The 25,225-nt window shown below is 30.3% G+C and carries 23 protein-coding genes, 1 tRNA gene and 1 other RNA gene; 6 read left to right on the forward strand and 19 right to left on the reverse strand.

The window, feature by feature from the left end; all coding sequences use genetic code 11:
• Positions 1-36: 36 nt before the first annotated feature.
• From ilvC to hflK, 8 genes are read right to left on the reverse strand one after another with little or no spacing between them, the layout of a single operon-like run.
• Positions 37-1,059 carry a ketol-acid reductoisomerase gene (gene ilvC, locus ACTT90_RS00905; RefSeq protein ID WP_440937018.1) on the reverse strand — a complete coding sequence of 341 codons (1,023 nt, stop codon included), beginning with the start codon at positions 1,057-1,059 and terminating at the stop codon, positions 37-39.
• A 20-nt stretch (positions 1,060-1,079) separates the two neighbouring features.
• Positions 1,080-1,628 carry an acetolactate synthase small subunit gene (gene ilvN, locus ACTT90_RS00910; protein ID WP_440937019.1) on the reverse strand — a complete coding sequence of 183 codons (549 nt, stop codon included), beginning with the start codon at positions 1,626-1,628 and terminating at the stop codon, positions 1,080-1,082.
• Position 1,629: 1 nt separating this feature from the next.
• Positions 1,630-3,396 carry an acetolactate synthase 3 large subunit gene (locus ACTT90_RS00915; RefSeq protein WP_440937020.1) on the reverse strand — a complete coding sequence of 589 codons (1,767 nt, stop codon included), beginning with the start codon at positions 3,394-3,396 and terminating at the stop codon, positions 1,630-1,632.
• Positions 3,397-3,449: 53 nt separating this feature from the next.
• A complete protein-coding gene (gene miaA / locus ACTT90_RS00920; protein WP_440937021.1) occupies positions 3,450-4,358 on the reverse strand; it encodes a tRNA (adenosine(37)-N6)-dimethylallyltransferase MiaA in 909 nt (302 codons plus the stop codon).
• The gene (locus ACTT90_RS00925) at positions 4,359-5,762 is read right to left on the reverse strand and encodes a Do family serine endopeptidase (protein ID WP_440937022.1); all 1,404 of its coding nucleotides are present in this window, start codon (positions 5,760-5,762) and stop codon (positions 4,359-4,361) included.
• A 1-nt stretch (position 5,763) separates the two neighbouring features.
• Complete coding sequence (locus ACTT90_RS00930; RefSeq protein WP_440937023.1) at positions 5,764-5,949, reverse strand: DUF2065 domain-containing protein; 186 nt, start codon at positions 5,947-5,949, stop codon at positions 5,764-5,766.
• A gap of 11 nt (positions 5,950-5,960) precedes the next feature.
• Entirely contained in the window at positions 5,961-6,836 is an 876-nt protein-coding gene (gene hflC, locus ACTT90_RS00935) for a protease modulator HflC (RefSeq protein ID WP_440937024.1), read from the reverse strand.
• A gap of 1 nt (position 6,837) precedes the next feature.
• Complete coding sequence (gene hflK / locus ACTT90_RS00940; protein WP_440937025.1) at positions 6,838-7,941, reverse strand: FtsH protease activity modulator HflK; 1,104 nt, start codon at positions 7,939-7,941, stop codon at positions 6,838-6,840.
• A 51-nt stretch (positions 7,942-7,992) separates the two neighbouring features.
• On the opposite strand from hflK, the gene ACTT90_RS00945 reads away from it, so the two are divergent.
• Positions 7,993-8,817 (forward strand): Mrp/NBP35 family ATP-binding protein, encoded by an 825-nt coding sequence (locus ACTT90_RS00945; RefSeq protein WP_440937026.1) that lies wholly within the window; start codon positions 7,993-7,995, stop codon positions 8,815-8,817.
• A 5-nt stretch (positions 8,818-8,822) separates the two neighbouring features.
• Here the strand turns inward: ACTT90_RS00945 and ACTT90_RS00950 are convergent, their stop codons facing one another.
• Together ACTT90_RS00950 and thyX are read right to left on the reverse strand one after the other, a co-directional pair.
• Complete coding sequence (locus ACTT90_RS00950) at positions 8,823-9,599, reverse strand: hypothetical protein (RefSeq protein ID WP_440937027.1); 777 nt, start codon at positions 9,597-9,599, stop codon at positions 8,823-8,825.
• A gap of 87 nt (positions 9,600-9,686) precedes the next feature.
• Positions 9,687-10,625: an FAD-dependent thymidylate synthase gene (gene thyX, locus ACTT90_RS00955; RefSeq protein WP_440937028.1), complete on the reverse strand. Its 939-nt coding sequence runs from the start codon at positions 10,623-10,625 to the stop codon at positions 9,687-9,689.
• Positions 10,626-10,629: 4 nt separating this feature from the next.
• On the opposite strand from thyX, the gene ssrA reads away from it, so the two are divergent.
• Positions 10,630-10,928: a transfer-messenger RNA gene (gene ssrA, locus ACTT90_RS00960) on the forward strand.
• Between the two features lie 25 nt (positions 10,929-10,953).
• Here the strand turns inward: ssrA and ACTT90_RS00965 are convergent.
• Positions 10,954-11,039: transfer RNA gene (locus ACTT90_RS00965), tRNA-Leu, on the reverse strand.
• 55 nt (positions 11,040-11,094) lie between these two features.
• On the opposite strand from ACTT90_RS00965, the gene nadA reads away from it, so the two are divergent.
• Together nadA and nadC are read left to right on the forward strand one after the other, a co-directional pair.
• Positions 11,095-12,084 carry a quinolinate synthase NadA gene (gene nadA, locus ACTT90_RS00970; protein ID WP_440937029.1) on the forward strand — a complete coding sequence of 330 codons (990 nt, stop codon included), beginning with the start codon at positions 11,095-11,097 and terminating at the stop codon, positions 12,082-12,084.
• Between the two features lie 6 nt (positions 12,085-12,090).
• A complete protein-coding gene (nadC, locus tag ACTT90_RS00975; protein ID WP_440937030.1) occupies positions 12,091-12,924 on the forward strand; it encodes a carboxylating nicotinate-nucleotide diphosphorylase in 834 nt (277 codons plus the stop codon).
• Between the two features lie 2 nt (positions 12,925-12,926).
• Here the strand turns inward: nadC and ppdK are convergent, their stop codons facing one another.
• Genes ppdK through ACTT90_RS00995 form a run of 4 tightly spaced genes read right to left on the reverse strand, consistent with a single transcriptional unit; the run spans position 12,927 to position 19,330 of the window.
• Positions 12,927-15,590 carry a pyruvate, phosphate dikinase gene (gene ppdK / locus ACTT90_RS00980; protein WP_440937031.1) on the reverse strand — a complete coding sequence of 888 codons (2,664 nt, stop codon included), beginning with the start codon at positions 15,588-15,590 and terminating at the stop codon, positions 12,927-12,929.
• On the reverse strand, positions 15,587-17,653 hold the full coding sequence (gene glyS / locus ACTT90_RS00985) for a glycine--tRNA ligase subunit beta (protein ID WP_440937032.1): 2,067 nt from the start codon (positions 17,651-17,653) through the stop codon (positions 15,587-15,589). The genes ppdK and glyS overlap by 4 nt, the downstream gene beginning before the upstream one ends.
• A gap of 2 nt (positions 17,654-17,655) precedes the next feature.
• Positions 17,656-18,534, reverse strand: a complete 879-nt coding sequence (locus tag ACTT90_RS00990; protein ID WP_440937033.1) for a glycine--tRNA ligase subunit alpha — start codon at positions 18,532-18,534, stop codon at positions 17,656-17,658.
• Positions 18,524-19,330, reverse strand: a complete 807-nt coding sequence (locus ACTT90_RS00995; RefSeq protein ID WP_440937034.1) for a S49 family peptidase — start codon at positions 19,328-19,330, stop codon at positions 18,524-18,526. The genes ACTT90_RS00990 and ACTT90_RS00995 overlap by 11 nt, the downstream gene beginning before the upstream one ends.
• A gap of 118 nt (positions 19,331-19,448) precedes the next feature.
• On the opposite strand from ACTT90_RS00995, the gene ACTT90_RS01000 reads away from it, so the two are divergent.
• The gene (locus ACTT90_RS01000) at positions 19,449-20,462 is read left to right on the forward strand and encodes a polyprenyl synthetase family protein (protein WP_440937035.1); all 1,014 of its coding nucleotides are present in this window, start codon (positions 19,449-19,451) and stop codon (positions 20,460-20,462) included.
• Here ACTT90_RS01000 and pdxH read toward each other — a convergent pair.
• Positions 20,459-21,085 (reverse strand): pyridoxamine 5'-phosphate oxidase, encoded by a 627-nt coding sequence (pdxH, locus tag ACTT90_RS01005; protein ID WP_440937036.1) that lies wholly within the window; start codon positions 21,083-21,085, stop codon positions 20,459-20,461. The genes ACTT90_RS01000 and pdxH overlap by 4 nt on opposite strands.
• Positions 21,086-21,118: 33 nt before the next feature.
• Here pdxH and aroC point away from each other — a divergent pair, with 33 nt between their 5' ends.
• A complete protein-coding gene (gene aroC / locus ACTT90_RS01010; protein WP_440937037.1) occupies positions 21,119-22,201 on the forward strand; it encodes a chorismate synthase in 1,083 nt (360 codons plus the stop codon).
• 1 nt (position 22,202) lies between these two features.
• On the opposite strand, the gene dxs is transcribed toward aroC, so the two are convergent.
• From dxs to ACTT90_RS01025, 3 genes are read right to left on the reverse strand one after another with little or no spacing between them, the layout of a single operon-like run.
• Positions 22,203-24,116, reverse strand: a complete 1,914-nt coding sequence (dxs, locus tag ACTT90_RS01015) for a 1-deoxy-D-xylulose-5-phosphate synthase (protein ID WP_440937038.1) — start codon at positions 24,114-24,116, stop codon at positions 22,203-22,205.
• Positions 24,113-24,985, reverse strand: coding sequence for a polyprenyl synthetase family protein (locus ACTT90_RS01020; RefSeq protein WP_440937039.1), 873 nt, complete (start codon positions 24,983-24,985; stop codon positions 24,113-24,115). Before ACTT90_RS01020 ends, dxs begins: the two co-directional genes overlap by 4 nt.
• Positions 24,966-25,220 carry an exonuclease VII small subunit gene (locus ACTT90_RS01025; protein ID WP_440937040.1) on the reverse strand — a complete coding sequence of 85 codons (255 nt, stop codon included), beginning with the start codon at positions 25,218-25,220 and terminating at the stop codon, positions 24,966-24,968. The genes ACTT90_RS01020 and ACTT90_RS01025 overlap by 20 nt, the downstream gene beginning before the upstream one ends.
• Positions 25,221-25,225 lie beyond the last annotated feature (5 nt).

Consider the following 25,225-nt stretch of genomic DNA (forward strand, 5'->3'; position numbering starts at 1 on the left):
GATTGTAAATTATTATGTTTAATTTTGGATATATTTTTAACTTTTGTCGCTATCAACAAGTTTCTTTTTACCAATCCAAGGCATCATAGCTCTCAGTTTGGTACCTACTTGTTCAATAGAATGATCAGCTAAATCTTTTCTTGTTTTTAAGAAGTTTTTCTGACCATTTTTACACTCATCCATCCATTGTTTGGTAAACTTACCTGACTGGATGTCAGCTAGAACTTCTTTCATTCTTTTTTTAGTCTCTTCTTTATTGACTATTTTTGGGCCTGAAACATATTCACCATATTCAGCAGTGTTTGATATAGAATAATTCATATTTGCTATTCCACCTTCATATATCAAATCAACAATTAATTTAACTTCATGCAAACATTCAAAGTAAGCCATCTCAGGTTCATAACCAGCTTCAACTAAAGTTTCATAACCATTTTTGATTAGTTCAACCAAGCCACCACATAAAACTGTTTGTTCACCAAATAAATCTGTTTCACACTCATCCTTAAATGTAGTTTCAATAATTCCTGATCTTCCGCCACCAATAGCTGAAGCGTAAGATAAAGCTAAATCTCTTGCTTTACCTGTTCCATCTTGATGGACAGCCATCAAACAAGGAACACCACCGCCTCTTTCATATTCACTTCTTACTAGATGACCTGGGCCTTTAGGTGCAACCATAAAAACATCCAAATCTTTTCTAGCGTTTATTAAGTTGTAATGAATATTCAAACCATGAGCAAAAGCTAAACTAGTTCCTTCTCTAACTCTCTGTTCGATATGATTTTGGTAAATTGTTGCTTGTAATTCATCTGGTGTTAATATCATACAAACATCTGCCCATGCAGCTGCATCTGATAAGTTCATTACTTTTAACCCTTTAGATTCTGCTTTAGCTTTACTTGCTGATCCATCTCTTAGCGCTACAACAACTTCTTTCACACCACTATCTTTTAAATTTAATGCGTGAGCGTGTCCTTGGCTACCATAACCAAATATAGCAACTTTTTTTTCTTTGATCAGATTTACATCAGCATCTTTTTCATAAAACATTTTCATTTTTATTCTCCTTCTAATAATTAATTAAAAACTTTATCCCCTCTAGTCATTGCTACTGCACCTGTTCTTGAAGCACTGATCAATCCTAATGGTTTTAGTTTAACACTCATTTTGTCAATTTCTCTTCTTAATGCTGTAATTTGAATTACTGCAGAATTATTTGTTTTATCTAATATTACTGGATTAAATTTTTTACAAGCATTTAAACACTTGTCTATCTTATTTTTTTTAGCGACAATCTTAAATAAAGCCATTTCTTTAAATATCACCGACTTATCTTCTCTTTTAAAGTCAGCAACTTTATGAACTGGCACTAATTTCTTTAACTGAAGTTTAATTTGATCAATGACTTGTGGTGTTCCAGTTGTAACTATTGTTATTCTCGATATATTTTTTTTCGAATCAATTTCTGCAACTGCTAAGGACTCAATGTTGTAACCTCTGCCAGAAAATAAACCAACTACACGAGCTAAAACTCCTGCTTCATTATCAACCCATACTACAATTATATGTGTATCAATTTTTTCCTTTTTTGTTGCAACACTGTAAGCTGATTTAGATTTTACCATTTTAAACTAACGCTTTACCTTTACCGGTAATTTTATTTTCCTCTTGTTCATTTGGACCTAGTATCATTTGATTGTGTGGTTTACCTGAAGGTATCATTGGAAAACAATTTTCATTTGGATCAACATGACAATCAAAAATTACTGGGCCTTTATGATCTACCATTTCTTGGATCTTTTGATCTAATTCATCAGGTGTTTCTGCTTTTATTCCTTTACATCCATAAGCATCTGCCATTTTCATAAAATCTGGCAATGCTTCTGAATAACTCTCAGAATAATTTTTTTCATGTAAAAGTTCCTGCCATTGCCTCACCATTCCCATGTATTGGTTATTTAAAATAAATATTTTTATTGGAAGATTGTACTGAACTGCAGTTGACATCTCCTGCATTGTCATAAGAACTGAAGCCTCACCAGCAATATCAACCACTAATTTTTCTGGATGAGCTATTTGAACACCGACTGCTGCAGGCAATCCGTATCCCATAGTTCCTAACCCACCAGATGTCATCCATCTATTTGGTTTATTGAATTTATAATGTTGAGCAGCCCACATTTGATGTTGACCAACTTCAGTAGTAATAAATGTGTCTTGATTTTTTGTTAATTCATACAACCTTTGTACTGCATGTTGAGGTTTTATAGTTTCATTACTATTAATAAAGTTTAATGAATTTTTTTGTCTCCATTTTTGGATTTGTTCCCACCATTTTGAAATTTGCTGTTTATTAGATTTATTTAAATCTAATTTTTTCTTATTTATCGTCTTTGTAATTTTATTGATAACTTCATTAACATCTCCAACCAGTGCTAAATCAACTTTGATAATTTTATTTATTGACGATGGATCGATATCTATATGAACCTTTTTTGATTTTGGTGAAAATTCATCTATCTTACCTGTTATCCTATCATCGAATCTTGCACCAATATTTATTAGTAAATCACTGTCATGCATTGCATTGTTAGCTTCATAAGTTCCATGCATTCCTAGCATTCCTAAAAATTGACTATCATCTCCTGGATAAGCACCTAAGCCTTGTAATGTAGAAGTGATAGGAAATCCTGTAAGCTGAACTAATTCTCTCAATGCTTCACTTGCTCGTGGTCCAGAATTTATAACACCGCCACCAGAATAAATAATTGGTTTCTTTGCTTTGGACATCATTTCAATTAATTTATCTACTTGTTCTTGAGTGAAACGATTAAAAGAAGAACCATTAAGTTTTTTTTCAGCTTTTGGTTTTGAATATTTTGATTTTGCAAACTGAATATCTTTAGGAATATCGACTAATACTGGACCTGGCCTACCTGTTGTAGCAACTTTAAATGCTTCATGTAAAATTTTTGATAAATCTTTTATATCTTTTACTAACCAATTATGTTTAGTGCATGGTCTTGTAATTCCTGTTGTATCACATTCTTGAAAAGCATCTGTTCCAATTAAATGAGTTGGAACTTGTCCTGAGATACAAACTAGTGGCACTGAGTCCATGTAAGCATCTGTTAAAGCAGTGACAACATTTGTTGCTCCGGGACCAGATGTTACAAGTACAACACCAGGTTTTCCTGACGACCTTGCATAACCTTCTGCTGCGTGTCCTGCACCTTGTTCGTGTCTTACTAAAATATGTTTTATTGAATCATGATTTTTTAATTCATCATAAATTGGAAGAACTGCACCACCTGGATATCCAAAAATATATTCAACTCCCTGATCCTCAAGGCACTTGAATACTATTTCAGCTCCGGATAATAATTTTGACATCTACGCAATCTAGCTGAAGTTGTGCTCTTTGGTCAAGAATTAGAATTAAAAAATTAAATTTTTTTTAAAAATTTATTAAGACTATGTGGTTGGATCTTTATCCAATCAGACATATTTCCTCTGCTCCATGTGGATTGACGCTTCGCATATTGTCTAGTCTTTATAGCAATTTTTGTAATTATTTCGTTTAAATCTGCTTTTTGATCAAAATAATCCGCAATTTCATTAATTCCGATAGCTTTCGTTGCTGTTTTATCTTTTTTGACTTTTAATTTCAAAAACCTTTGAGCTTCATTGATCGCACCATCCTTAATCATCTTTTTAGATCTAACATATATTCGCTCAATCAGTTTTTCTCGAGGATAATCAATGTAAATTTTAAAAAAGTTATCTTTATCATAAATTGATTTTGTATTTTTAAACCAATCTACCAATGATTTATTTGTGTGATGTTTTACTTCATACGCCCTGATTGATCTTTGTATATCATTTGGATCAATTTTATTTTTAATCTTTTTATCAAGTATCATTAATTTTTTATAAAATTTTTCTTGTCCAATATTTTTATTTAATGATCTTATTTTGTTTCTTATTTTAACTGGAATATTAGGAATCTTGATCAATCCATCTGTTAAAGATTTAAAATATAAGCCTGTGCCACCAACTAAAATGGGAACTTTCTTTCTATTTTGTATTTCTGTAATTTTTTTTTTTGATAACTTTAACCAATCTCCAACTGAAAAATTTTTTTTAACTGACTGAAAACCATACAAATGGTGTTTGATATTTTGATAATTCTTTATTTTTGGTCTTGCTGATAATATTTGGAGTTCTTTATAAACTTGCATACTATCAGCATTAACTATCTCGCCATTAATTTTTTTTGCTAGCTTAATTGCAAATTCAGATTTTCCTGAAGCAGTTGGTCCTGAGATTAATACTATCTTAGAACTTAGATCCATTTAATCTAGTTTAACACCAATATATCTTCTTTGATTTTCAGTATTATAAATTGCAAGTAGAATAGTCTTTTGGTTTGATCTTAATACTTGTTTTACAACCTGCTTTAAATCACCAATAGTTTTTATTTTTCTTTTTTGAGCTTCAACAATAATACTATTAACTCTAATTGAGTTAATTAATGGACTATCATTTTCAATTTTAGTGATTACTAGTCCTGTTGTGCCTTCTGGAAGATTTCTAGTTTTAATATCCTCATCTGTTAAACTTTTTACAGTAATTTTAAGATCTTCAACTATAGAATCTTTTGGAGTTGTTTTTTTTGTTACTTTAAAATCTTCAGAAGTTTCTAATCTACCAAGCTTAACTTTCTTAGATATTTCTTTTTTATTTCTCCAGATTTTTACTTCAACATTCTTTCCAACTTCTGTTTGAGCCACAATAATTGGAAGCTGTTTCATTTCTTTTATTTCTTTACCATTAAATTCTAAAATGATATCTCCAGCTTCTATTCCTGCTTTTTCAGAAGGACTTCCTTCTGCAACACTTGCGACTAATGCGCCTCTTGGTTTATCCAATTCTTCAATCTCAGCAATTTCTTTTGTTACATCTTGAATTCTAACACCTAACCATCCTCTTTTTGTTTCACCAAATTTTATTAACTGATCTATTACAACTTTTGCATTGTTTGATGGAATAGAAAAACCAATACCTATTGAACCGCTTCTTCCAAGTATTGCAGTATTAATTCCAATAACATCTCCTTGCATATTAAATAATGGACCACCAGAATTACCTGAATTTATAGAAGCATCAGTTTGAATATAATCTTCATATCTTGAAAGACCGATAGATCTATTTCTAGCTGAAATAATTCCTGATGTTACTGTACCACCAAGACCAAAAGGATTACCAATTGCAATAACCCAATCACCTATTCTTGCTTTATCTGAATCTCCAAATTTTACAGGTGTGAAAGTTTCTTTTGTATTCAATTGTAAAACTGCAATATCTGACAAGGGATCTGTCCCTATCACATCAGCTTTGAATTCTTTATCTCCATCTACTCTAACAATAATGTCATCTGCATCCTGAATTACGTGGTTGTTAGTTATAACAATACCTTTTTTATCAATAATAAAACCAGAACCTAGAGCACTTGATTTTCTCTCTTGTGGAGTTCCAAATTCTTTAAACATATCTTCAAATGGAGATCCTGGAGGAAATTGAAATGGAAATGGGTTTTGATTTGAAACAACTGTTGTAGTTGTTGAAATATTTACTACTGAAGGCATTAATCGTTCAGCTAAATCAGCAAAAGATGCTGGTACTGAGTTTGAATTAGAATTTGTTGAAATAAATAATGTTAAAAAAAAGCTAACTATAAATGTTTTTAATGTTTTCATATTATTTTTTAATAAAGTAAATAATTACAAATCCCAAGATTGTAAAAATTAATCCTCCAGTTCTAAGTTGTTTGTCATCTACGGTTTCTAATTTTTTCAATATACTTTTCATTTTTGATGGAAATAAGGCATATAAAAGACCTTCTATAAATAAAAAAAGTCCAAAAGCTATTACTAGCTCATTCATATAATGAAGAATTATTCTTGTTGAATTTTTGGTTTTATGTTTCCAAAAAATTTAAAGAACTCACTGTCAGGAGACAATATAAGAGAAGTTTCTCCTCCGATTAATGCTTTTTCATAAGCTTGCATAGCTCTATAAAATGCAAAAAACTCAGGATCTTGACCAAAGGCATCAGCAAAAATTTTATTTCTTTGACCATCACCTTCTCCTTTCATTATTTGAGACTCTTTTTCTGCATCTGCTAAGATTACTGTTACTTCTTTATCAGCTGTAGATGTTATTGTTACAGCCATTTCAGCGCCTTTTGCTCTAAATTCTTTAGCTTCCCTTTCCCTTTCAGTCTGCATTCTTCTAAAGATTGCATCACTATTAGCTTGAGGAAGATCTGCTCTTTTAATTCTGACATCATTTATTTTAATTCCAAAATTTTGAGCCTCTTTGTTTACACCTTCTTGAATTAATGCCATTTGTTTTGATCTATCTTCAGATAGCAATGTTTGAAGCTCTTGTTGACCTAAGACATTTCTAATTCTTGAATTTAAAATTGTAGCTAATCTAGATCTTGCTACTCTTTCGTTTCCAACTGAAATATAAAATTTAAGTGGGTCTATAATTTGAAATCTAGCAAAAGCATCTACAATTAACCTTTTTTGATCTGACGCAATCACTTCCTCTGGTGGTGTATCTAAATTTAAAATTCTTTTATCTAAATAAACAACGTTTTGAATGAAAGGAATTTTAAAATTTAAGCCAGGCTTTGAAATAATTCTTTTTGGGTCACCAAACTGAAGCACAATCGCTTGATTTACTTCTTTAACAATAAAAATAGAAAAGAATGCTAAGACAGCTAATGCTACAATTAATCCACCTAAAATTTTCATTGCTTTCATTCTAGTTAGTCGCTTTCTTTTTTAATTCAGGTAAAGGTAAGTAAGGAACTACGCCTGAACCTGCGTTATTTTCAATAATTACTTTATCAATATCTGCTAAAACTTTTTCCATTGTTTCTAAATACATTCTTTCTTGTGTAACAGCTTTTGCATTTTTATATTCATTATAAATTGATAAAAATCTACTCGCATCACCCTCTGCTTTTGCAACAACTTCTTTTTTATATGCTTCAGCAGCTTGTAAAATTTTTGCAGCTTCCCCACGCGCTCTTGGTATAACATCGTTAGCATACGCTTCAGCTTCATTTTTAGATCTTTCCATATCAGCTCTTGCTGCCTGTACATCTCTGAATGCATCAATTACTTGATCAGGTGGATCAGCTTTTTGAGTTTGTACCTGTGTTATTTGAATACCACTTGAGTATTCATCTAAAATATTCTGAATAATTTCCTGAGTTTCTGTTTCAGTTATTGATCTACCTTCAGTAAGTATCGGTTGAATATCAGATCTTGCAATTACTTCTCTCATTGCTGTTTCTGCTGCAGCCTTAACTGTTCCTTCTGGATCTTGGATTTTAAATAAAAAATTTCCAGCATCTTTAATTACCCAAAATACTGAAAAATCTATGTTAACTATATTTTCGTCTCCAGTTAACATCAAACTTTCTTGCGGAACATCAGCAACACCACCGCTTGAAGAAAACCCACTATCTCTTTCTGATCTAAAACCTATATCGATTCTATTAACTTTTGTTACTTTAGGCGTAATTACTGACTCAACTGGAAATGGAATGTGATAGTTTAATCCTGGTTGAGTAGTTTTTACAAATTTTCCAAATCTTAATACTACACCTTGTTCATCTGGTAATACCCTATAAAGACCACTTGCTAACCAAACAAATCCTAAAATTAATAAAACTAAAATAGCTTGTTTGCCACCTGAACTAGATCCACCTGGTAAAAAATTTTTTATCTTGTCCTGAAATTCTCTAATTATTTTATCAACGTCTGGTGGTGTTGGTCCTTTTCCAGATCCATTACCGCTTCCTCCTGGAGGAGATCCCCAAGGGCTTCCACCACCTCTTTGTTGAAAATTGTCAGACATACATTATCTATATAGTGTCTTAAATCTCAAAAACAAGGTAAGAAGAAGATTATGCCAGATAAAAAACCTGAACTTAGTGCCGCAATGAAAAGCAAAATGGAGCCAAAAGTGTTTAAGAAAAACCCTATTTCAGGAACGAAATTTACAATTGCAATATCTAGCGCAAAAGGTGGAGTTGGAAAATCTACTTTTGCAACGAATCTTGCTTTAGCCTTAAATAAAGTTGGATGCAAAGTTGGTATTTTAGATGCAGATATATACGGACCTTCAATACCTAAAATGTTTGATATAAATGAAAAACCAAAGAGTGATGGACAAAAACTTGATCCAATTACAAAATATAACATCCAATGCATGTCTATTGGTTTTCTTGCTGACCAACAAACACCAATGATATGGCGTGGCCCAATGGTTACAAGTGCAATAAAAACATTTACTCAAAAAGTTAATTGGAAAGATTTGGATTTTATAATTGTTGATATGCCTCCAGGAACAGGTGATACGCAACTTACTTTTTCTCAAGAAATAAAAATGGATGGAGCAATTATCGTTTCGACACCTCAAGAGGTAGCTTTGCTAGATGTCAAAAGAGGAATAAAAATGTTTGATAAACTTGGTGTTAAAATTCTTGGATTAGTAGATAACATGAGTCACTTTACAGGTGATGATGGGAAAAAATATTCAATCTTTGGAGAAGGTGGAGTTAAAAGAACAGCTGATGAATTTAAAAAAGAATTTTTAGGTGAAGTGCCTATTAATCCTGATGTTGGAAAATTTGGTGACAAAGGAAAACCAATTGTTGAAGAAAATCCTGAGCATGAAATTTCAAAAATATATCTAAATTTTGCAAAAAAAATAAAAAATTACTTTATCTAAAATAATTATTTATAAAAAATTTTAGGTAGCACAATATCATTATCATGAGGATTATTTTTACTATCTAGCAAATTAGGAAGATCATAATTGATTTTTTTCTTATCTTTAACTAAATCATTGTTTAAGAAAGTAAATTCCATTAGATTTGGTATTTTAATTCCTTCAATATTTCTAAAACTCCCATAGTTATTTGGATGAATATGACAAATTGTAAAATTTTTTAATATCTTTGAAAATACCTCGTCTAAAATTTTATTACCAAAATTAGATCCTAAATAAACAAAGTCATGGAACTCAATAACTATTACCTTAATATTATCAAAAAATTTTTCATTTATATTATAAATTGCACTAATCTCTGAACCTTCAATATCAAGTTTTAATAATATACCGTCATTTTTTAAATTAATACTTTTTGAAATCCAATCATTAATTGTAATATTATTCTCATCATTGAAACAATTTATGTTCTTCCTTATAAACTCAAAATTCTCTACTGGCTCAATTGTGCCATCAGCTAAAAAACACTTAATTGATCTTTTTTTTAAGTCTTGTTCAAATGTATAGTTGTTACCTACGCCTCCTGAAAAACAATATTTTATTTCTTGAAGAACATCGGGAATTAAATAACCACCATCAAATTTATTACCTATTCTTATAAGTTTATACCCACAATCGTACACAAAAATTTTATCTATAAAATTTTTGAAAAGTTTTTTATTTATGTGATAATTGTAATTGCCAGATAACATCAATAAGTTTTTAAGGATTTTTTTCAACATTTTATGTATTTTTATTTAAAACCGCTATAGTGCCTGAGGTTTCAAGAAACAACATTAATTTTTTTTCATTTAAAAAGATCTTGGCGACTATTTTTTAATATCGAATGCTTCCATCAATTCATTCCATTCTCTTTTTGATAATCCAGAGTCTTCCATTTTTACATTCTCACCTTTAATTAATTTTTGAATAACCGATTTTCCTTTAGCAGATACTTCTGTCCCTCCTACTCTATAATCCATAAATGCATCATAGGTAATCGGTACCCATTTTTTAAGTGTATCAAGCATTATATCTGCATAAACTCTTATTTCATATTGTGCATGATGATCTGCTCTCAATCTTAAAAAATTCATAAGATTTAATAAGTCAGTTTTCCAATACCATTGAGTATAGGTATTTAATGTTAAATTCATTCTTGCTAATTCCCTAGCTAAACCTTTTTTGTTTTCATCTATTGTTGAACCATCGTATCTTTCATTCAACATTGTTTCATAATTATCATAAGTTCTTTCTGCGTCACCCTTTAATAATTCTAAAACTTTTTGTGCTTGTTCTCCCTCCAGGACTTCTCCTCTACCTTGTCTGTTACTTGTTGATTGTGCTGCTAAGTTTTCAGGAGATGGTAAGTAAAACTCTTTATCTAGAATTGAATATCTTGCTGAATATTCATTAACATTAGCCGTTCTATGTCTAATCCATTGTCTAGCTATAAAGATAGGAAGTTTTATATGATATTTGATCTCACACATTTCAAAAGGTGTACTATGCCAATGTCTCATTAAATATTTTATTAAACCTTGGTCTGTTGAAACTTGTTTTGTGCCTTTGCCGTAAGAAACTCTTGCAGATTGAACAATAGATGTATCATCGCCCATATAATCAACTACTCTCACAAAACCATGGTCTAAAGCTGGTAAAGCCTCATATAGAATTTTTTCTAACTCTGGAGCAGTAACACGTTTTGTTTGATTGCTTTGATTTTGTTGATTTTTAATCTCTTCTGTTTGTTCTTTGGTTAATTTCATGAATGTTATTGAATCTGTATTAATTCCTTTTATATTAATAATGTTGGTTTTCCAACTATGACGATAAACGAATTTCGTAATAACCATTGCGGACGTGGGGGCAGTACCCACCACCTCCACCAATTACAACTTATGGGGGTGAACTAGAATCGACGGGTGACTAAAGGTTGTTCTTTCGTTCGGCATTGTTCCACCGTAAAGGGCTAATTTATAATTGCTAACGAAAGTTACGCACTTGCTGCTTAATTAACTTGTTTAGTTAAGTTACGGGGTTTGGGGCACCTGGCAACAGAACGCCCCGCTCATAAAAATTTTAAATATAGTTTTTTGGTGCGGCTAGAGAGACTCGAACTCTCATGGACAATGTCCACACGGCCCTCAACCGTGCCTGTCTACCAGTTTCAGCATAGCCGCAATATGTAACATATTAAAACAATGACAAAATTGTTTCAAATTGTTAGATTTAAATATGGAATTTAATCAAGAAGTAAAAAAAGCTACAAATCATATTTATCAAAAAATTTCTAAAGTATTACCTGAAATTGAATGGGCTTCTCACGCACCTTATATTCATGAAATTAATAAATTAAAAAAAGAAAAAAACGCAGTCATACTTGCTCATAATTATCAAACACCTGAAATTTATCATGGTGTTTCAGATTTTGCCGCTGATTCTCTTGCTCTGGCTGTAGAGGCATCAAAAACATCTGCTGATATTATTGTTATGGCTGGAGTTCATTTTATGGCTGAGACTGCGAAATTAATGAGTCCAAATAAAAAAGTGCTTTTACCAGATATGGGTGCTGGTTGTTCATTATCTTCATCTATTACTGGTGAAGATGTTAGAAATCTTAAAAAGCAACACCCTGGAGTACCTGTAGTTTCTTATGTGAATACATCAGCTGAAGTAAAAGCTGAAACAGATGTTTGTTGCACATCAGCTAATGCAGTTAAAATTGTAAAGTCATTAGGCGTGAAGAAAGTAATTTTCCTACCTGATAATTATTTAGCACAATATGTGGCTTCTCAAACTGATGTTGAAATTATTTCTTGGAAAGGAATTTGTGTGGTTCATGATCAATTTAATGATCAAGAAATTCATGAAATTCGAAAAAACAACCCTGAGATTAAAATTATTGCTCACCCAGAATGTCCACCAGATGTAATTAAAGCAAGTGATTTTGCGGGATCAACTTCGGGTATGATCAAATATGTAAAAGATAATCAACCAAAAAAAGTGATGATGGTAACTGAGTGTTCTATGAGCGATAATATACAAGTAGAAAATCCTAATGTTGAATTTATTAGACCATGTAATTTATGTCCACATATGAAAAAAATAACTCTGCCAAAAATTTTAGATTGTTTAAAAAATGAAACAGGTGAAATTGTAATGGATCAAGAAACAATTATTAAAGCAAAAACATCTGTTGAAAAAATGGCTGCTATTGGCAGATAAACGTTTGTGTCTCAAGTAAAGTTAAGTGAAAACTATATAAAAGATAGAGTAAAACTTGCGCTAAATGAGGACTTATATCCTTATGGAGATATTACAACTAGTCTTGTTAAAAATAACAAACATATAAAGTTCAAACTTATTTCTAATCAAAACTCAATTATAGCTGGAATATTATTTGCTAAATTTACATTTCAAATAATTGATAAAAAAACAAAATTTATAATAAAAAAAAAAGATGGTTCTTCTGTAAAAAAGAATTCTGTAATTGCAATAATAGAAGGAAAGGCTCAATCTATTTTAACAGCTGAAAGAGTGGCATTAAATTTCTTGTCTCACATTTCAGGAATTGCAACTAAAACTAATCAATTTGTGAAATTAGCTGGAAAAAAAACTAGAATTTGTTGTACTAGAAAAACTATTCCTAATATGCGAGTTATTCAAAAATATGCAGTAAGAATTGGTGGAGGAAAAAATCATAGGTTTAATCTAAGCGATGAGTACCTAATTAAAGATAATCATATCGCTAGTTCAAATCTGAAATCTCTTGTAGAGCTGGCCATTAAAAATAAAAAAGGTAGAAAAATTACTGTTGAGGTAGATAATTTAAAACAATTGAAACAAATATTAGGATTAAAATTTAATACAGTTTTGTTTGATAATATGAGTTTAAATTCATTAAAGACAGGTATTAAACTTTCAAAAAAATATTATGAAACTGAGGCTTCAGGTAATATTAATGTAAATAATATTAAAAGAGTTGCTGCTACAGGTGTAAATAGGATTTCCATTGGAAGTATAACTCATAGCGCTCCTGCAGTTGACTTTAAATTACAATATTAAAGTTAATTTTTTTTTTGTATTTCTGATTGAGCAGCAGCCAACCTTGCTACTGGTACTCTATAAGGAGAACAAGACACATAATTTAGTCCAGCTTTAGAACAAAATTCTATACTTTTTGGATCGCCACCATGTTCACCACAAATACCAAGTTTAATTGTTTTATTTTCTTTCTTTCCTTGTTCAACTGCAATTTTTACTAAGTCGCCAACTCCATCATCAATAGAAACAAAAGGATCAATTGAAAATATTTTATTTTCTATATAGTCATTTAAGAATTTTCCACTATCGTCTCTACTAATACCAAATGTGGTTTGTGTTAAATCATTTGTACCAAAACTAAAAAATTCTGCATGTTTTGCAATATCTCTTGCTTTGATTGCAGCTCTTGGCAATTCGATCATTGTACCAACTAGAAAATCAATTTTAACTTTATTCTCATTTTGTACATTCTTTGCAGTATTAATTACCAATTCTTTCATTAATCTTATTTCCATCTCTGTAGAAACTAAAGGAATCATGATCTCTGGAAATGCAGATTTAATTTTATTTTTCTTTAATTCACATAAAGCTTCAAAGATTGCTCTACACTGCATTTCATAAATTTCAGGAAACGATATTCCTAATCGACAACCTCTGTGGCCTAACATTGGGTTTTGTTCATGCAGTTCATTAATTCTATTTTCAATTTCCTTAGCTGGCAAATTTACAACAGATGCTACTTCTCCTATCTCTTTTTCTGTTCTTGGTAAAAATTCATGTAATGGAGGGTCCAATAATCTAACAGTTACCGGCAAACCACTCATTATTTTGAATATTTCCATGAAATCTTTTTTCTGATGCGGAAGTAGTTTGTCCAGTGCTTTTGCTCTATCTTCTTTAGTTTTAGATAAAATCATTTCTCTTACTGATAAAATTCTCTCTTCATCAAAAAACATATGTTCTGTTCTGCATAATCCAATTCCTTCTGCACCAAATTCTCTTGCAGTTTTAGTATCTAATGGCGTTTCAGAATTAGTTCTAACTTTTAATTTTCTAAAACTATCTGCCCAACTCATAAGTTTTGAGAAATCTCCAGAAATTTCTGGTTGAACTGTTGGAACATTTCCTAAGATTACTCTTCCAGTTGATCCATCTATAGTGATTACATCACCCTCTTTTACAGTTTGATCTGCTGTTTTAAATATTTTTTCATCATAATTAATTTCAATTTCACTAGATCCAGAAACGCAAGGTCTTCCCATTCCTCTTGCAACGACAGCAGCATGACTGGTCATTCCTCCTCTTGCTGTCAGAATTCCTTTTGCTGCATGCATACCATGTATGTCTTCTGGAGAAGTTTCAACCCTAACTAAAATAGTATCTTGCATCATGTCATTTAATCTTTCAGCTTCATCAGAATCAAAAACAACCTTACCTGAAGATGCCCCTGGAGAAGCTGGAAGTCCATTAGCAATCACATTTATTTTTGTTTTTTCATCTAAAGTTGGATGTAATAATGTATCTAAAGAATTTGGATCTATTCTTAATACAGCTTCTTTTTTAGAAATTAATTTTTCCTTAACCATGTCTACAGCAATTTTAACTGCTGATTTTGAAGTTCTTTTTCCAGATCTAGTTTGTAGCATCCATAATTTTTGATTTTCGACTGTAAACTCAACATCTTGCATATCTTTATAATGCTTCTCTAGTTTAGTTAAAATCTTATCTAATTCTTTGTAAACTTTTGGCATAGACTCTTCCATTGATAAAGCATCTACACCTGCAGACTTTCTTGCTTTTTTTGTGATATATTGTGGTGTTCTTGTTCCAGCAACTACATCCTCACCTTGCGCATTTATCAAGTACTCTCCATAAATATCATTTGAACCATCTGAAGGGTTTCTTGTAAAAACAACACCAGTAGCACAATCATTACCCATGTTGCCAAAAACCATTGATTGAACATTCACAGCAGTTCCCCATTCAGAAGGTATTTGATTTAATTTTCTATAAACTTTTGCTCTATTACTTTCCCAAGACAAAAATACAGCACTGACTGCACCTAAAAGTTGGTCAAAAACATCTTGAGGAAAATCTTTTCCAGATTTTTCCTTAACTGTTTTTTTAAAGTCATCAATCAAACCATCCCAGTCATTCTCATCTAGGTCAGTATCAAGTAAAACACCTTTCGTAAGCTTATAATTTTCAATTAATTCCTCGAAATGGTAACTTTCAACACCCATTACAACATTTCCATACATTTGAATGAAGCGTCTATAGCTATCTTTGGCAAATCTGCCATTAGATGTTTTTTTAGATAACGCTTCTACAGTTTTGTCATTTAAACCTAAATTAAGAATAGTATCCATCATACCTGGCATGGATACTCTAGCACCAGATCTTACTGATAATAATAATGGATTTTTATTGTCTCCAAACTTTTTGGATACATCTTTTTCGACAACTTTTAATTCTTTTTTAATTTGTTCAATTATTTTTTTTCCTAATCTTTTTTTTTCTTTATAAAATAATTTACAGACTTCTGTTGATATCGTAAATCCAGGAGGCACAGGTAAACCCATCTTTCCCATTTCTGATAAATTTGCACCTTTCCCACCTAGAAAATTTTTTGGGTTCTTTATTTTCTTTGTTTCTTTTGATTTAAAATTTAAAATTAGTTTTTTCACTTAGTGGTTTCTAGTTTTGAAAAATTTGTAAAATTTTCAAACGTTTTACAAAACATTTGTAAAAGTTCCAATCTGTTTTTTTTTATATTTTCATCTTTGTCATTTACTTGAACATTATCAAAGAAAGCATCCAAAGGTTCTTTTGCACTGGCTAAAATTGATAAAGATTCCTCATAATTTTCTGAATTATCTATTGATGAAAAATATTTTCGAATATCATTGATTTTGTTTAAAAGATTTCTTTCAAAATCTGACTTAAAAATACCAGGATCAGTTGTATTATCTAATTTAATTTTTTTTCTATTTTCACTCTCAATTATATTTGAAGCTCTTTTATAAATTGAGATTACATCTTTGCCAGATTGATTTGTAATTAATTTATTTAAAGTTTTTGCTTTATCAAATTCTATCGTAGGAGTATTCAGGTTTATATTTTCAATTGAAGCTTCAATTATATCATGTCTTATGTTTTTTTCACGCATGTAATATTTAAATCTATCTATCAAGAAATCTTCTAGATCATTGAACAAATTTTGATTTGTAAGTTTTAAGTTTTGAGTTTCATATAAACTTGCAGAATATCTTATTAAATCTTTAATCTTAAAATCTTTTTTATTTTCAATTATCGTTCTCACAAGACCAAGTGCTATTCTTCGCAACGCGAAAGGATCCTTAGAACTTGTGGGTTTTTTATCAATTCCAAAAAAACCTACCAAATTGTCTAACTTATCAGAAATAGACAAAGCTATACTGTAGGGTTTTTTAGAAATTTTTGAATCTAAGCCAATAGGTAAATACTGTTCGCTGATTGCTATTGAAATATCTTTTTCAAAACCCTGTGCCTCTGCAAAATATCCACCCATTAATCCTTGTAACTCTGGAAACTCACCAACAATTTCTGAAATTAAGTCAACTTTAGAAATTGATGCGGACAATTCTACTTTTTCTTTACTAATTAAAAGTTCATCCGAAATCATTGATCCCAATTTTCTCATTCTCTGAGCTTTGTCATAGTATGTGCCAAGTCCTTCAAAATAATTCATTGCTTTTAATTTTGAAACTTGTTTGACTAAATTTAAAGATTTATCTTTGTTCCAAAAAAATTCAGCGTCTGTTAGTCTTGCTTCAACCACTCGTTCATTTCCAAGCTTAATCAATCCTTTTTTATCTAACTTATTAGAAACAACTATAAATTCATTAGTAAGATCACCTTTAATATTATGGGTTGGAAAATATTTTTGGTGATGTTGCATTGTTATTATTAAAATTTCCTTTGGAATTTTTAAAAATCTTTCATCAAACTTACAAATGATACAATTAGGTTGATCTGTTAAATTTATAACTTCATCTAATACTTTACGATTACGATCAATTAAGAAATTTTTTTTATTTTCAATTTTATCAAATTGTTTTTCTATTATTTTTTCTCTCTCATCATTATCTACAATTTTTTCTATTTTTTTTAAACTGGATTGGTAATCTTTATAATCTTTGACTATCTTTGTTCTTTCTTCAAATTGAGCATCCAAGAAAGTATAGTTATTAGATTGTATATGATGAAATTTAAAATCTATTTTTTTTTTGTCATATATAGCTAAAATTGACTTTAAAGGTCTACCCCAATTTAATTCACCATGGCCCCATCTCATTGATTTTTTCCATTGTATTCTGTTCAAATTTTCTAAAATTAAATCTTTTAGAATATTCTGAGTTTTTATTTTTTGTTGTTTTTTTTTAAAAAAATAGAAATCACCTTTGTCTGTTTTTTTTATGATCAAATCTTTTTTTGTAATATTATTAGATCTTAAAAATCCTTCTGTTGCTTTTTCAGGTGCTTTGATATTTGGTCCTTTTATTTCTTCAGATTTTATTATTGTCTCTTTTTTAAGTCCTTCGAAAACTATTACAGCACGATTGGGAGTAGATTTGCTAAAACTATTTTTAAATTCAATTGATTTTTCATTAAAACTTTTTTGAAAATTTTCTAATAAATCATCTCTTAATTTTTTTTGTAAATTAGAAGGTATCTCTTCACTGAATAATTCTAAAAAGAATTCTGACATTTTTAATTTTGACTTTCTACCCAAGCTGCTGCTGCAGTTTTTGTAATGTCCCTAATTCTTGCAATATACCCTGCTCTTTGAGCAACACTTATTGCTCCTCTAGCATCTAAAATATTAAATATGTGACTCGCTTTTAAACATTGATCATAAGCAGGTAGTGATATTTTTTTTTCAGCTAAAGATTTTGCTTCTTCCTCATGCATATCAAACATTTTAAATAAATTTTCTACATTCGCTTTTTCAAAATTGTAAATTGAAAATTCTTTTTCAGATTGATGAAAAACATCTCGGTATAGCAAGCCTTCAGAATTCCAAACTAAATCAAAAACATTTTTTTTCTGCTGGGTAAACATACAAATTCTTTCTAAACCATAAGTTAATTCTACTGATACTGGTTTGCACTCAAAGCCAGCCATTTGTTGAAAATATGTAAACTGAGTAATTTCCATACCATCACACCAAACTTCCCAGCCCAATCCTGCAGCTCCTAAAGTTGGACTTTCCCAATCATCTTCAACAAATCTAATATCATGATCTTCATGATTTATGCCTATACTTTGTAAACTTTTTAAATAAAGTTTTTTAATATTGTTCGGTGATGGTTTAATCAAAACTTGAAACTGATAATAATGTTGTAATCTATTTGGATTTTCTCCATATCTACCATCAGTAGGTCTTCTTGATGGCTGGACATAAGCTGTTTTCCAAGGTTTGGGTCCTAAAGATCTCAGAGTTGTTGCAGGATGAAATGTTCCTGCTCCAACCTCCATATCATAAGGTTGTAAAATAGCACATCCTTCCTTACTCCAAAACTTTTGGAGGTTCATTATAGTTTCTTGAAAAGTAAGTGTTTTTGGGTGAGTTTTTTTTTTAGAAACCATATCTTTGCCAAATAGATCTTTCCTCAACAATATTAGCAAACTGATCAATCTGATCTGTTGAAGATGAAAGTTTTTTGCTTAACCAACTTTTTGATTTTTCAAACTTTTTAATAACAACATCTTCTCCATACTTATTCCTCAAAACTTCATTAGCATCACCAATTCCATCAATTAGTCCTAATTCTTTTGCTTTTGAACCTGACCAAAATTCACCGGAGAATAATTCTACATCATTTTTATTTAACTTTATGCCTCTACTTTCTTCAACAACATTTATAAAATCTTTATGTAAATCTAACTGAATCTTTTTTAATCTTTCTATATCTTCAGTTTTTTCTTCCATAAAAGGATCTAGCGTACTTTTATTTTTTCCAGCAGTGTGTACTCTTCTTTCTACTCCAACTTTTTTAATTAATTCTGTAAATCCAAACGAAGAATAAATTACTCCAATGGAGCCTATGATAGAACTTGAATTTGCGTAAATTTCATCTCCAGCACATGCAATTAAATAACCTCCTGAAGCAGCAACATCTTCAGCAAAAACAATTACTTTTGTTTTATTTTTTTTTGCTTGATATCTAATAAATTTATAAATCAAATGAGATTGCACTGGTGACCCTCCTGGTGAATTAATAGTCACTGCAACACATGGTGATTTTTTAAGCTCAAAAGCCTTTTTAATAATTTCTTCTTGGCCAGCAAAATCTATACCTTGCTTAAATTTTCCAACATTACCAATTACACCACTTAGTTTTATATGAGGAATAATTTTTTTTTTTTTAAACAATGAGAACATATTTGATTTTTATAGTTTTTTTCTAGATTATAAAGACACCTTATAATTGAAGTTTAAGGTGCGTCAATTGATAAGTGATAATTACAAACTAATTATACTAATTATACCCAATCAAATTATGGGAACAGTAGTACAATTAAAAAACAAAATAAATAATTCTTACTTTCAACTGAGAGATTCTAATCAACAGAGGCTCGCTTTAGTTGAAGAGAGAATCGAAAAAAAATTAGACAGTCGTGTAGAATTAGTCAAAGAGATGACTGATTATCATATTAAAACTGGAGGTAAAAGACTTAGAGCTTTATTAACTCTAATCTCAGCAAAATTATGTGGTTATAACAGTGGGTCAAGGGATGTTAACTTGGCTGCATGTGTTGAGTTAATTCACAGTGCAACTCTTATGCATGACGATGTAATCGATAACGGATTAGTCAGAAGAAATAAAAAAACATTAAATCAAATATGGGGGAATCAATCATCAGTTCTAGTTGGTGATTATTTATTAAGTAGATGTTTTGAAATGATGGTTGAAGATGGAAACTTAGAAGTTTTAAAACTTTTATCATCGACTTCTTCTACAATTGCGCAAGGTGAAGTGCTTCAGCTTCAACACAAAGGTGAAGTTGATATGCTTGAGGAAACATATTTAAAAATAATTACAGCCAAAACTGCAGAATTATTTGCTGCTGCAACAAAAGTTGGTGCAATTTTATCTAATGTAGATAGCAAAAAAAAAGAGGCTTTAGAATTTTATGGAAGAAACTTAGGTCTTACGTTTCAAATCGCTGATGACACTCTTGATTATAATTCTGAGTTAAAACTATTTGGTAAGAAAATTGGTAAAGATTTTTTCGAAAATAAAATTACTTTACCAATAATTTTACTTTGTCAAAAAACTTCTGAAAAAGAAAAAGAAAATATAAAAAATATTTTTTCAAAAGAAAATAAAGATGATGAAGATTTTAATTATATTTTATCTTTAATTAAGAAACATAATATTATTTCAGATTGTTATAGAAAAGCAGAACACTATATTAATCTTGCTGGAAATGCTTTAAGTGCATTTGATGAAGACGAAAATAAGAAAATAATGCAAGGTTTAACATCTTTTAGCCTTGAAAGAGATTTTTAGGGACTTAGCAATACTTTATACCAAGATTTATTTTCATTTTTTATATACTTTAATCTCTCGTGAATTCTGCTCTCGCCATCTAACCAAAATTCAATTGATTGTGGGCTTAAATTCCAACCAGACCAATGATCTGGTCTTGGAACATTATTTTCATCATTAAATTTCTTTTTAAATTCATCAATTGAATTTTTTAATTCATCTCTATTTTTTAAGATACTACTTTGCTTTGAAGCCCATGCTCCAATTCTACTTTCGTATCCTCTCGAATTATAATATTCATCCGCTACTTCATCTGAAACTTGAGAAACTTTTCCCACAATTCTGATTTGTCTTAATAAACTTTTCCAATGAAAACACATTGCCACATTAGGGTTCTCTTTAATATCATTGCTTTTTTTGCTGTTTAAATTTGTATAAAATATAAAACCATTAGAATTAAACCCTTTAAGCAAAACCATTCTAACTGATGGAATACCATCTTTAGTAGACGTACTTAATGCCAGAGCATTTGGGTCATTTGGTTCACTTTTTTTTGCTTCTTCAAACCACTTTTCAAACAACTCAAAAGGATCTGATAAATCTAAAAAACAGTTATTTAGACCTAAGGTGTTTTTTTCGTTCATAATTTTAACAAAATAATTTATACAATATAAATAATGTCATTTAACACTTTTGGAAAGATATTTCGATTCACAACATGGGGAGAATCTCATGGTCCTGCTATTGGATGCGTAGTTGATGGCTGCCCACCTATGATTCAATTAAATGAAAAAGACATACAAATTGAATTAGATAGGAGAAAACCTGGACAATCAAAATTTACAACTCAAAGAAAAGAGAATGACAAAGTTCAAATCTTATCTGGTGTATTTGAAGGAAAAACAACTGGAACTCCAATTTCAATGATTATCTACAATCAAGATATGAGATCAAAAGATTATGGAGATATAAAAGATAAGTTTAGGCCAGGCCACGCAGATTTAACATATTTTAAAAAATATGGCATCAGAGACTATAGAGGAGGAGGCAGGTCTTCTGCAAGAGAAACAGCAGCAAGAGTTGCTGCAGGAGCAATTGCAAAAAAAGTTTTAGAAAAAAATTTTGGAAAAAAATTTAATGTTTCAGGTGCTGTAACTCAATTAGGAATACTTGGATGTGATACCTCAAAATGGGATAAAAAATTTATTAATAAAAATCCATTTTTTTGTCCTGACAAATCAATGTTGAAGATTTGGGAAAAATATCTATTAGGTATTAGAAAAGCTGGTTCATCATGTGGGGCTATAATCGAGGTAAGAGCTAATGGTATTCCTGCAGGATTAGGAGCTCCTATTTACTCAAAATTAGATATGGATTTAGCATCGGCTATGATGAGTATTAATGCTGTGAAAGGAGTAAATATTGGTTCAGGTATGAATTCAGCACAATTAAGTGGTGAAGAAAATTCTGATGAAATATCTCAAAATAATAACACACTTAAGTTTAAATCCAATAATGCCGGAGGTATTTTGGGAGGAATTTCGTCTGGGCAAGAAATAATTGTATCTTTTGCAGTGAAACCAACATCATCAATTTTAACATCTAGAAAAACAGTAAATAAATTTGGAAAAAACACAACTATATCAGTAAAAGGTAGGCATGATCCGTGTGTTGGAATAAGAGCTGTGCCTGTTGGAGAGGCAATGATGAATTGTGTTTTATTAGATCATTACCTAATGCACAAAGCTCAGTGTAAATAACTTAGTTTTGTTTTTGTAAAACTATATTTGAATTTATCAAATCCATTATTTTTTCCTCTATAGAACTTGAATCTAGCAAGGCTTCTGAGTACATTCTTTCTGGTTTGTCCTGGTCAATAAATAAATCTGGTAATATCATTGATCTAAATTTTAAATTTGAATCTAACAGATTTTTTTTCGTTAAAAAATTGACAACATGCGAACCAAAACCACCTATTGCACCCTCTTCAATTGTAAGAATTGATTCATGTGTAGTGGCTAATTGCCAGATTAAATTTTCATCTAAGGGTTTAGCAAACCTTGCGTCTATAACAGTAATATTTATTCCTTTTTTTTTTAAATTTTCTGATGCTTTTAGTACTTCACTTAGTCTAGTCCCAAAATTAAGAACTGCTAATTTTTTTCCTTCTTGAATAATTCTTCCCTTACCAATTTCAATTTTTTCAGAAATTGGTGGTAGTTCTGTCCCTAATCCAGTTCCCCTAGGATATCTAAATGCACAAGGTTTATCATTTATATCTACAGATGTGTTAATCATTCTTACTAATTCCGCTTCATCACTTGCAGCCATTATTATAAAATTTGGTAAAGTAGATAAGTAAGTAATATCAAAACTTCCTGCATGTGTTGGGCCATCAGCTCCAACTAGTCCAGCCCTATCAATTGCAAATCTTACAGGTAGACTTTGTATTGCAACATCATGAACAATTTGATCATAAGCTCTTTGTAAAAAAGTTGAATAAATTGCGGCATAAGGTTTATAATTTTCTGTAGCTAAACCTGCAGCAAAAGTTACTGCATGTTGTTCTGCAATTCCGACATCATACATTCTGCTTGGAAATTCTTTTCCAAACACATCTAAACCTGTACCGCCAGGCATAGCAGCTGTAACTGCAACAATTTTACTATCTTTTTTTGCATGCTCAATTAAAGTTTTAGCAAAAACTTTTGTGTATGATGGAGCTGATGCAGAAGTTTTTACTTGTTCACCTGTACCTACATTAAACTTAGATACTCCATGATAATGATCATCAGCTTTTTCAGCAAATGAATAACCTTTGCCTTTTTGAGTTTTAATATGAATTAAAATTGGGCCTTGGTGTTTAGATTGTTTAACATTTTTTAATATTGGTACAAGAGTAGTTAAATCATGTCCATCGATAGGACCAATATAATAAAATCCTAATGAGTGAAATAAAGTTCCTCCCGTTACAGCTGATCTAAATAAATCTTCAGCTTTTCCAGCTTTAGCACTAAATCTTTTTGAAAAAGCAGAAGTAATAAGTTTTATTGTTTCTCTTAGGCTAAAATAAATCTTTCCAGAAAAAATTTTTGCAAGATAAGTGCTCATAGCACCAACTGGTTTTGCAATAGACATTTCGTTATCATTCAAAATTACAATCATTTTTGCTTTTGAGGTTCCTGCGTTATTCATTGCTTCATAAGCCATACCAGCGCTGATGGCACCATCTCCAATAACTGCAATGACATCATCATTTTTATTAGATAACTTGTTAGCTTCAGCAATACCTAGCCCAGCAGAAATTGAGGTTGAGCTATGTGCGGCTCCAAATGGATCATACTCGCTTTCAGTTCTTTTTGTAAAACCTGAAATTCCTCCACCTTGTCTTAAGGTTCTAATTTTATCTTTTCTACCTGTGAGAATTTTATGGGGATAAGATTGATGACCAACATCCCAAATTATTTTATCCTGTGGTGTATAGAATACATAATGAAGAGCCACTGTTAATTCTACAACCCCTAAACTGGCACCAAGATGTCCTCCAGTTGTGGAAACAGCATCTATTACCTCTTCTCTTAATTCATCCGATACAACTTTTAAATCTTTTTCAGAAATTTTTTTTAAATCAGATGGGAAATTAATTTGATTTAAAAATTTATATTTTTTACTCATTTATTTCTATTTAAAATAAAGTTTAAAGTTTTTCTTATTTCGTTTGTTCTAGAACCGTATTTATTTATTTTTTTTAAAATTTTTGTTTTTATTTCCTCACTGTATTTAATAGTATTTTCATAACCGAGTAAACTAATTAAGGTTGCTTTTCCTTTTTTATGATCTTTTTTAGTCTTTTTTCCTGCAGATGAAGCTGATCCTTTATGATCGATCAAGTCATCAGCTACTTGAAATAATAAACCAATTTCAGAACCAATATTTTCAAACATTGATATTTCTTTAGCACTTTTATCTTTTATGATTAATGGAGCCATACAACAAAAACTAAAAAGTTTCCCAGTTTTTTTTATCTCCATTTCAACAATTCTTTTTTTTGAAACTTTTTTGTGTTCGAAATTTAAATCTAAAAATTGTCCTCCAGCTATACCTTGATGACCTGAACATTCTGATATTTTCTTTATAAGTTTTAATTTAGTTTCATCTTTAATCTTAAGTTTTTTATTACTTAAAATTTCATAAGCTAAAGTTAAAAGTGAATTACCGGCAAGTACAGCAGTGGATTCGCCAAATTTTTTATGAGTTGAAGGTTTGCCTCTTCTCATATCGTCATTATCCATACATGGTAAATCATCATGTATTAAAGAATAAGCATGAATACATTCAACAGCGCTACCAATTATTATTAAAGTTTTGTAGTCTACATTAAATATATAACCAATGTCTTTTAGTATTTTTGATCTAATTTTTTTACCTCCAGAGAATAAACCGTATGACATTGGTACAATTAGTTCTGTTTTTTTTTGAGTTTTTATAAAAGTCTTAAGAAAACTATTTGTGTCTTTTGCAATTTTAGTTAGATCTTTTAACATTTAATATTGAGGTTAATTTTTGAATTTTTTCTTTAGAATTGATAGAAATTTGGCGTGTATCTTCTTTAAATTTTTTCTCTATTAAATTATTTAATTGTAATAATTTTTGATAACTATCTATTGAACTTTCAAGATTTTTTTCTTTCTCTAAAAAATCAACAATTTTATTTGCCTCATCTTTTAATTCTTGAAGAGAATATGAGTTATATTCATTTGGTAAAATTTTATCTTTCATATATT

The organism is Candidatus Pelagibacter sp. (genome assembly GCF_052049935.1).
Classification (GTDB): Bacteria; Pseudomonadota; Alphaproteobacteria; order Pelagibacterales; family Pelagibacteraceae; genus Pelagibacter.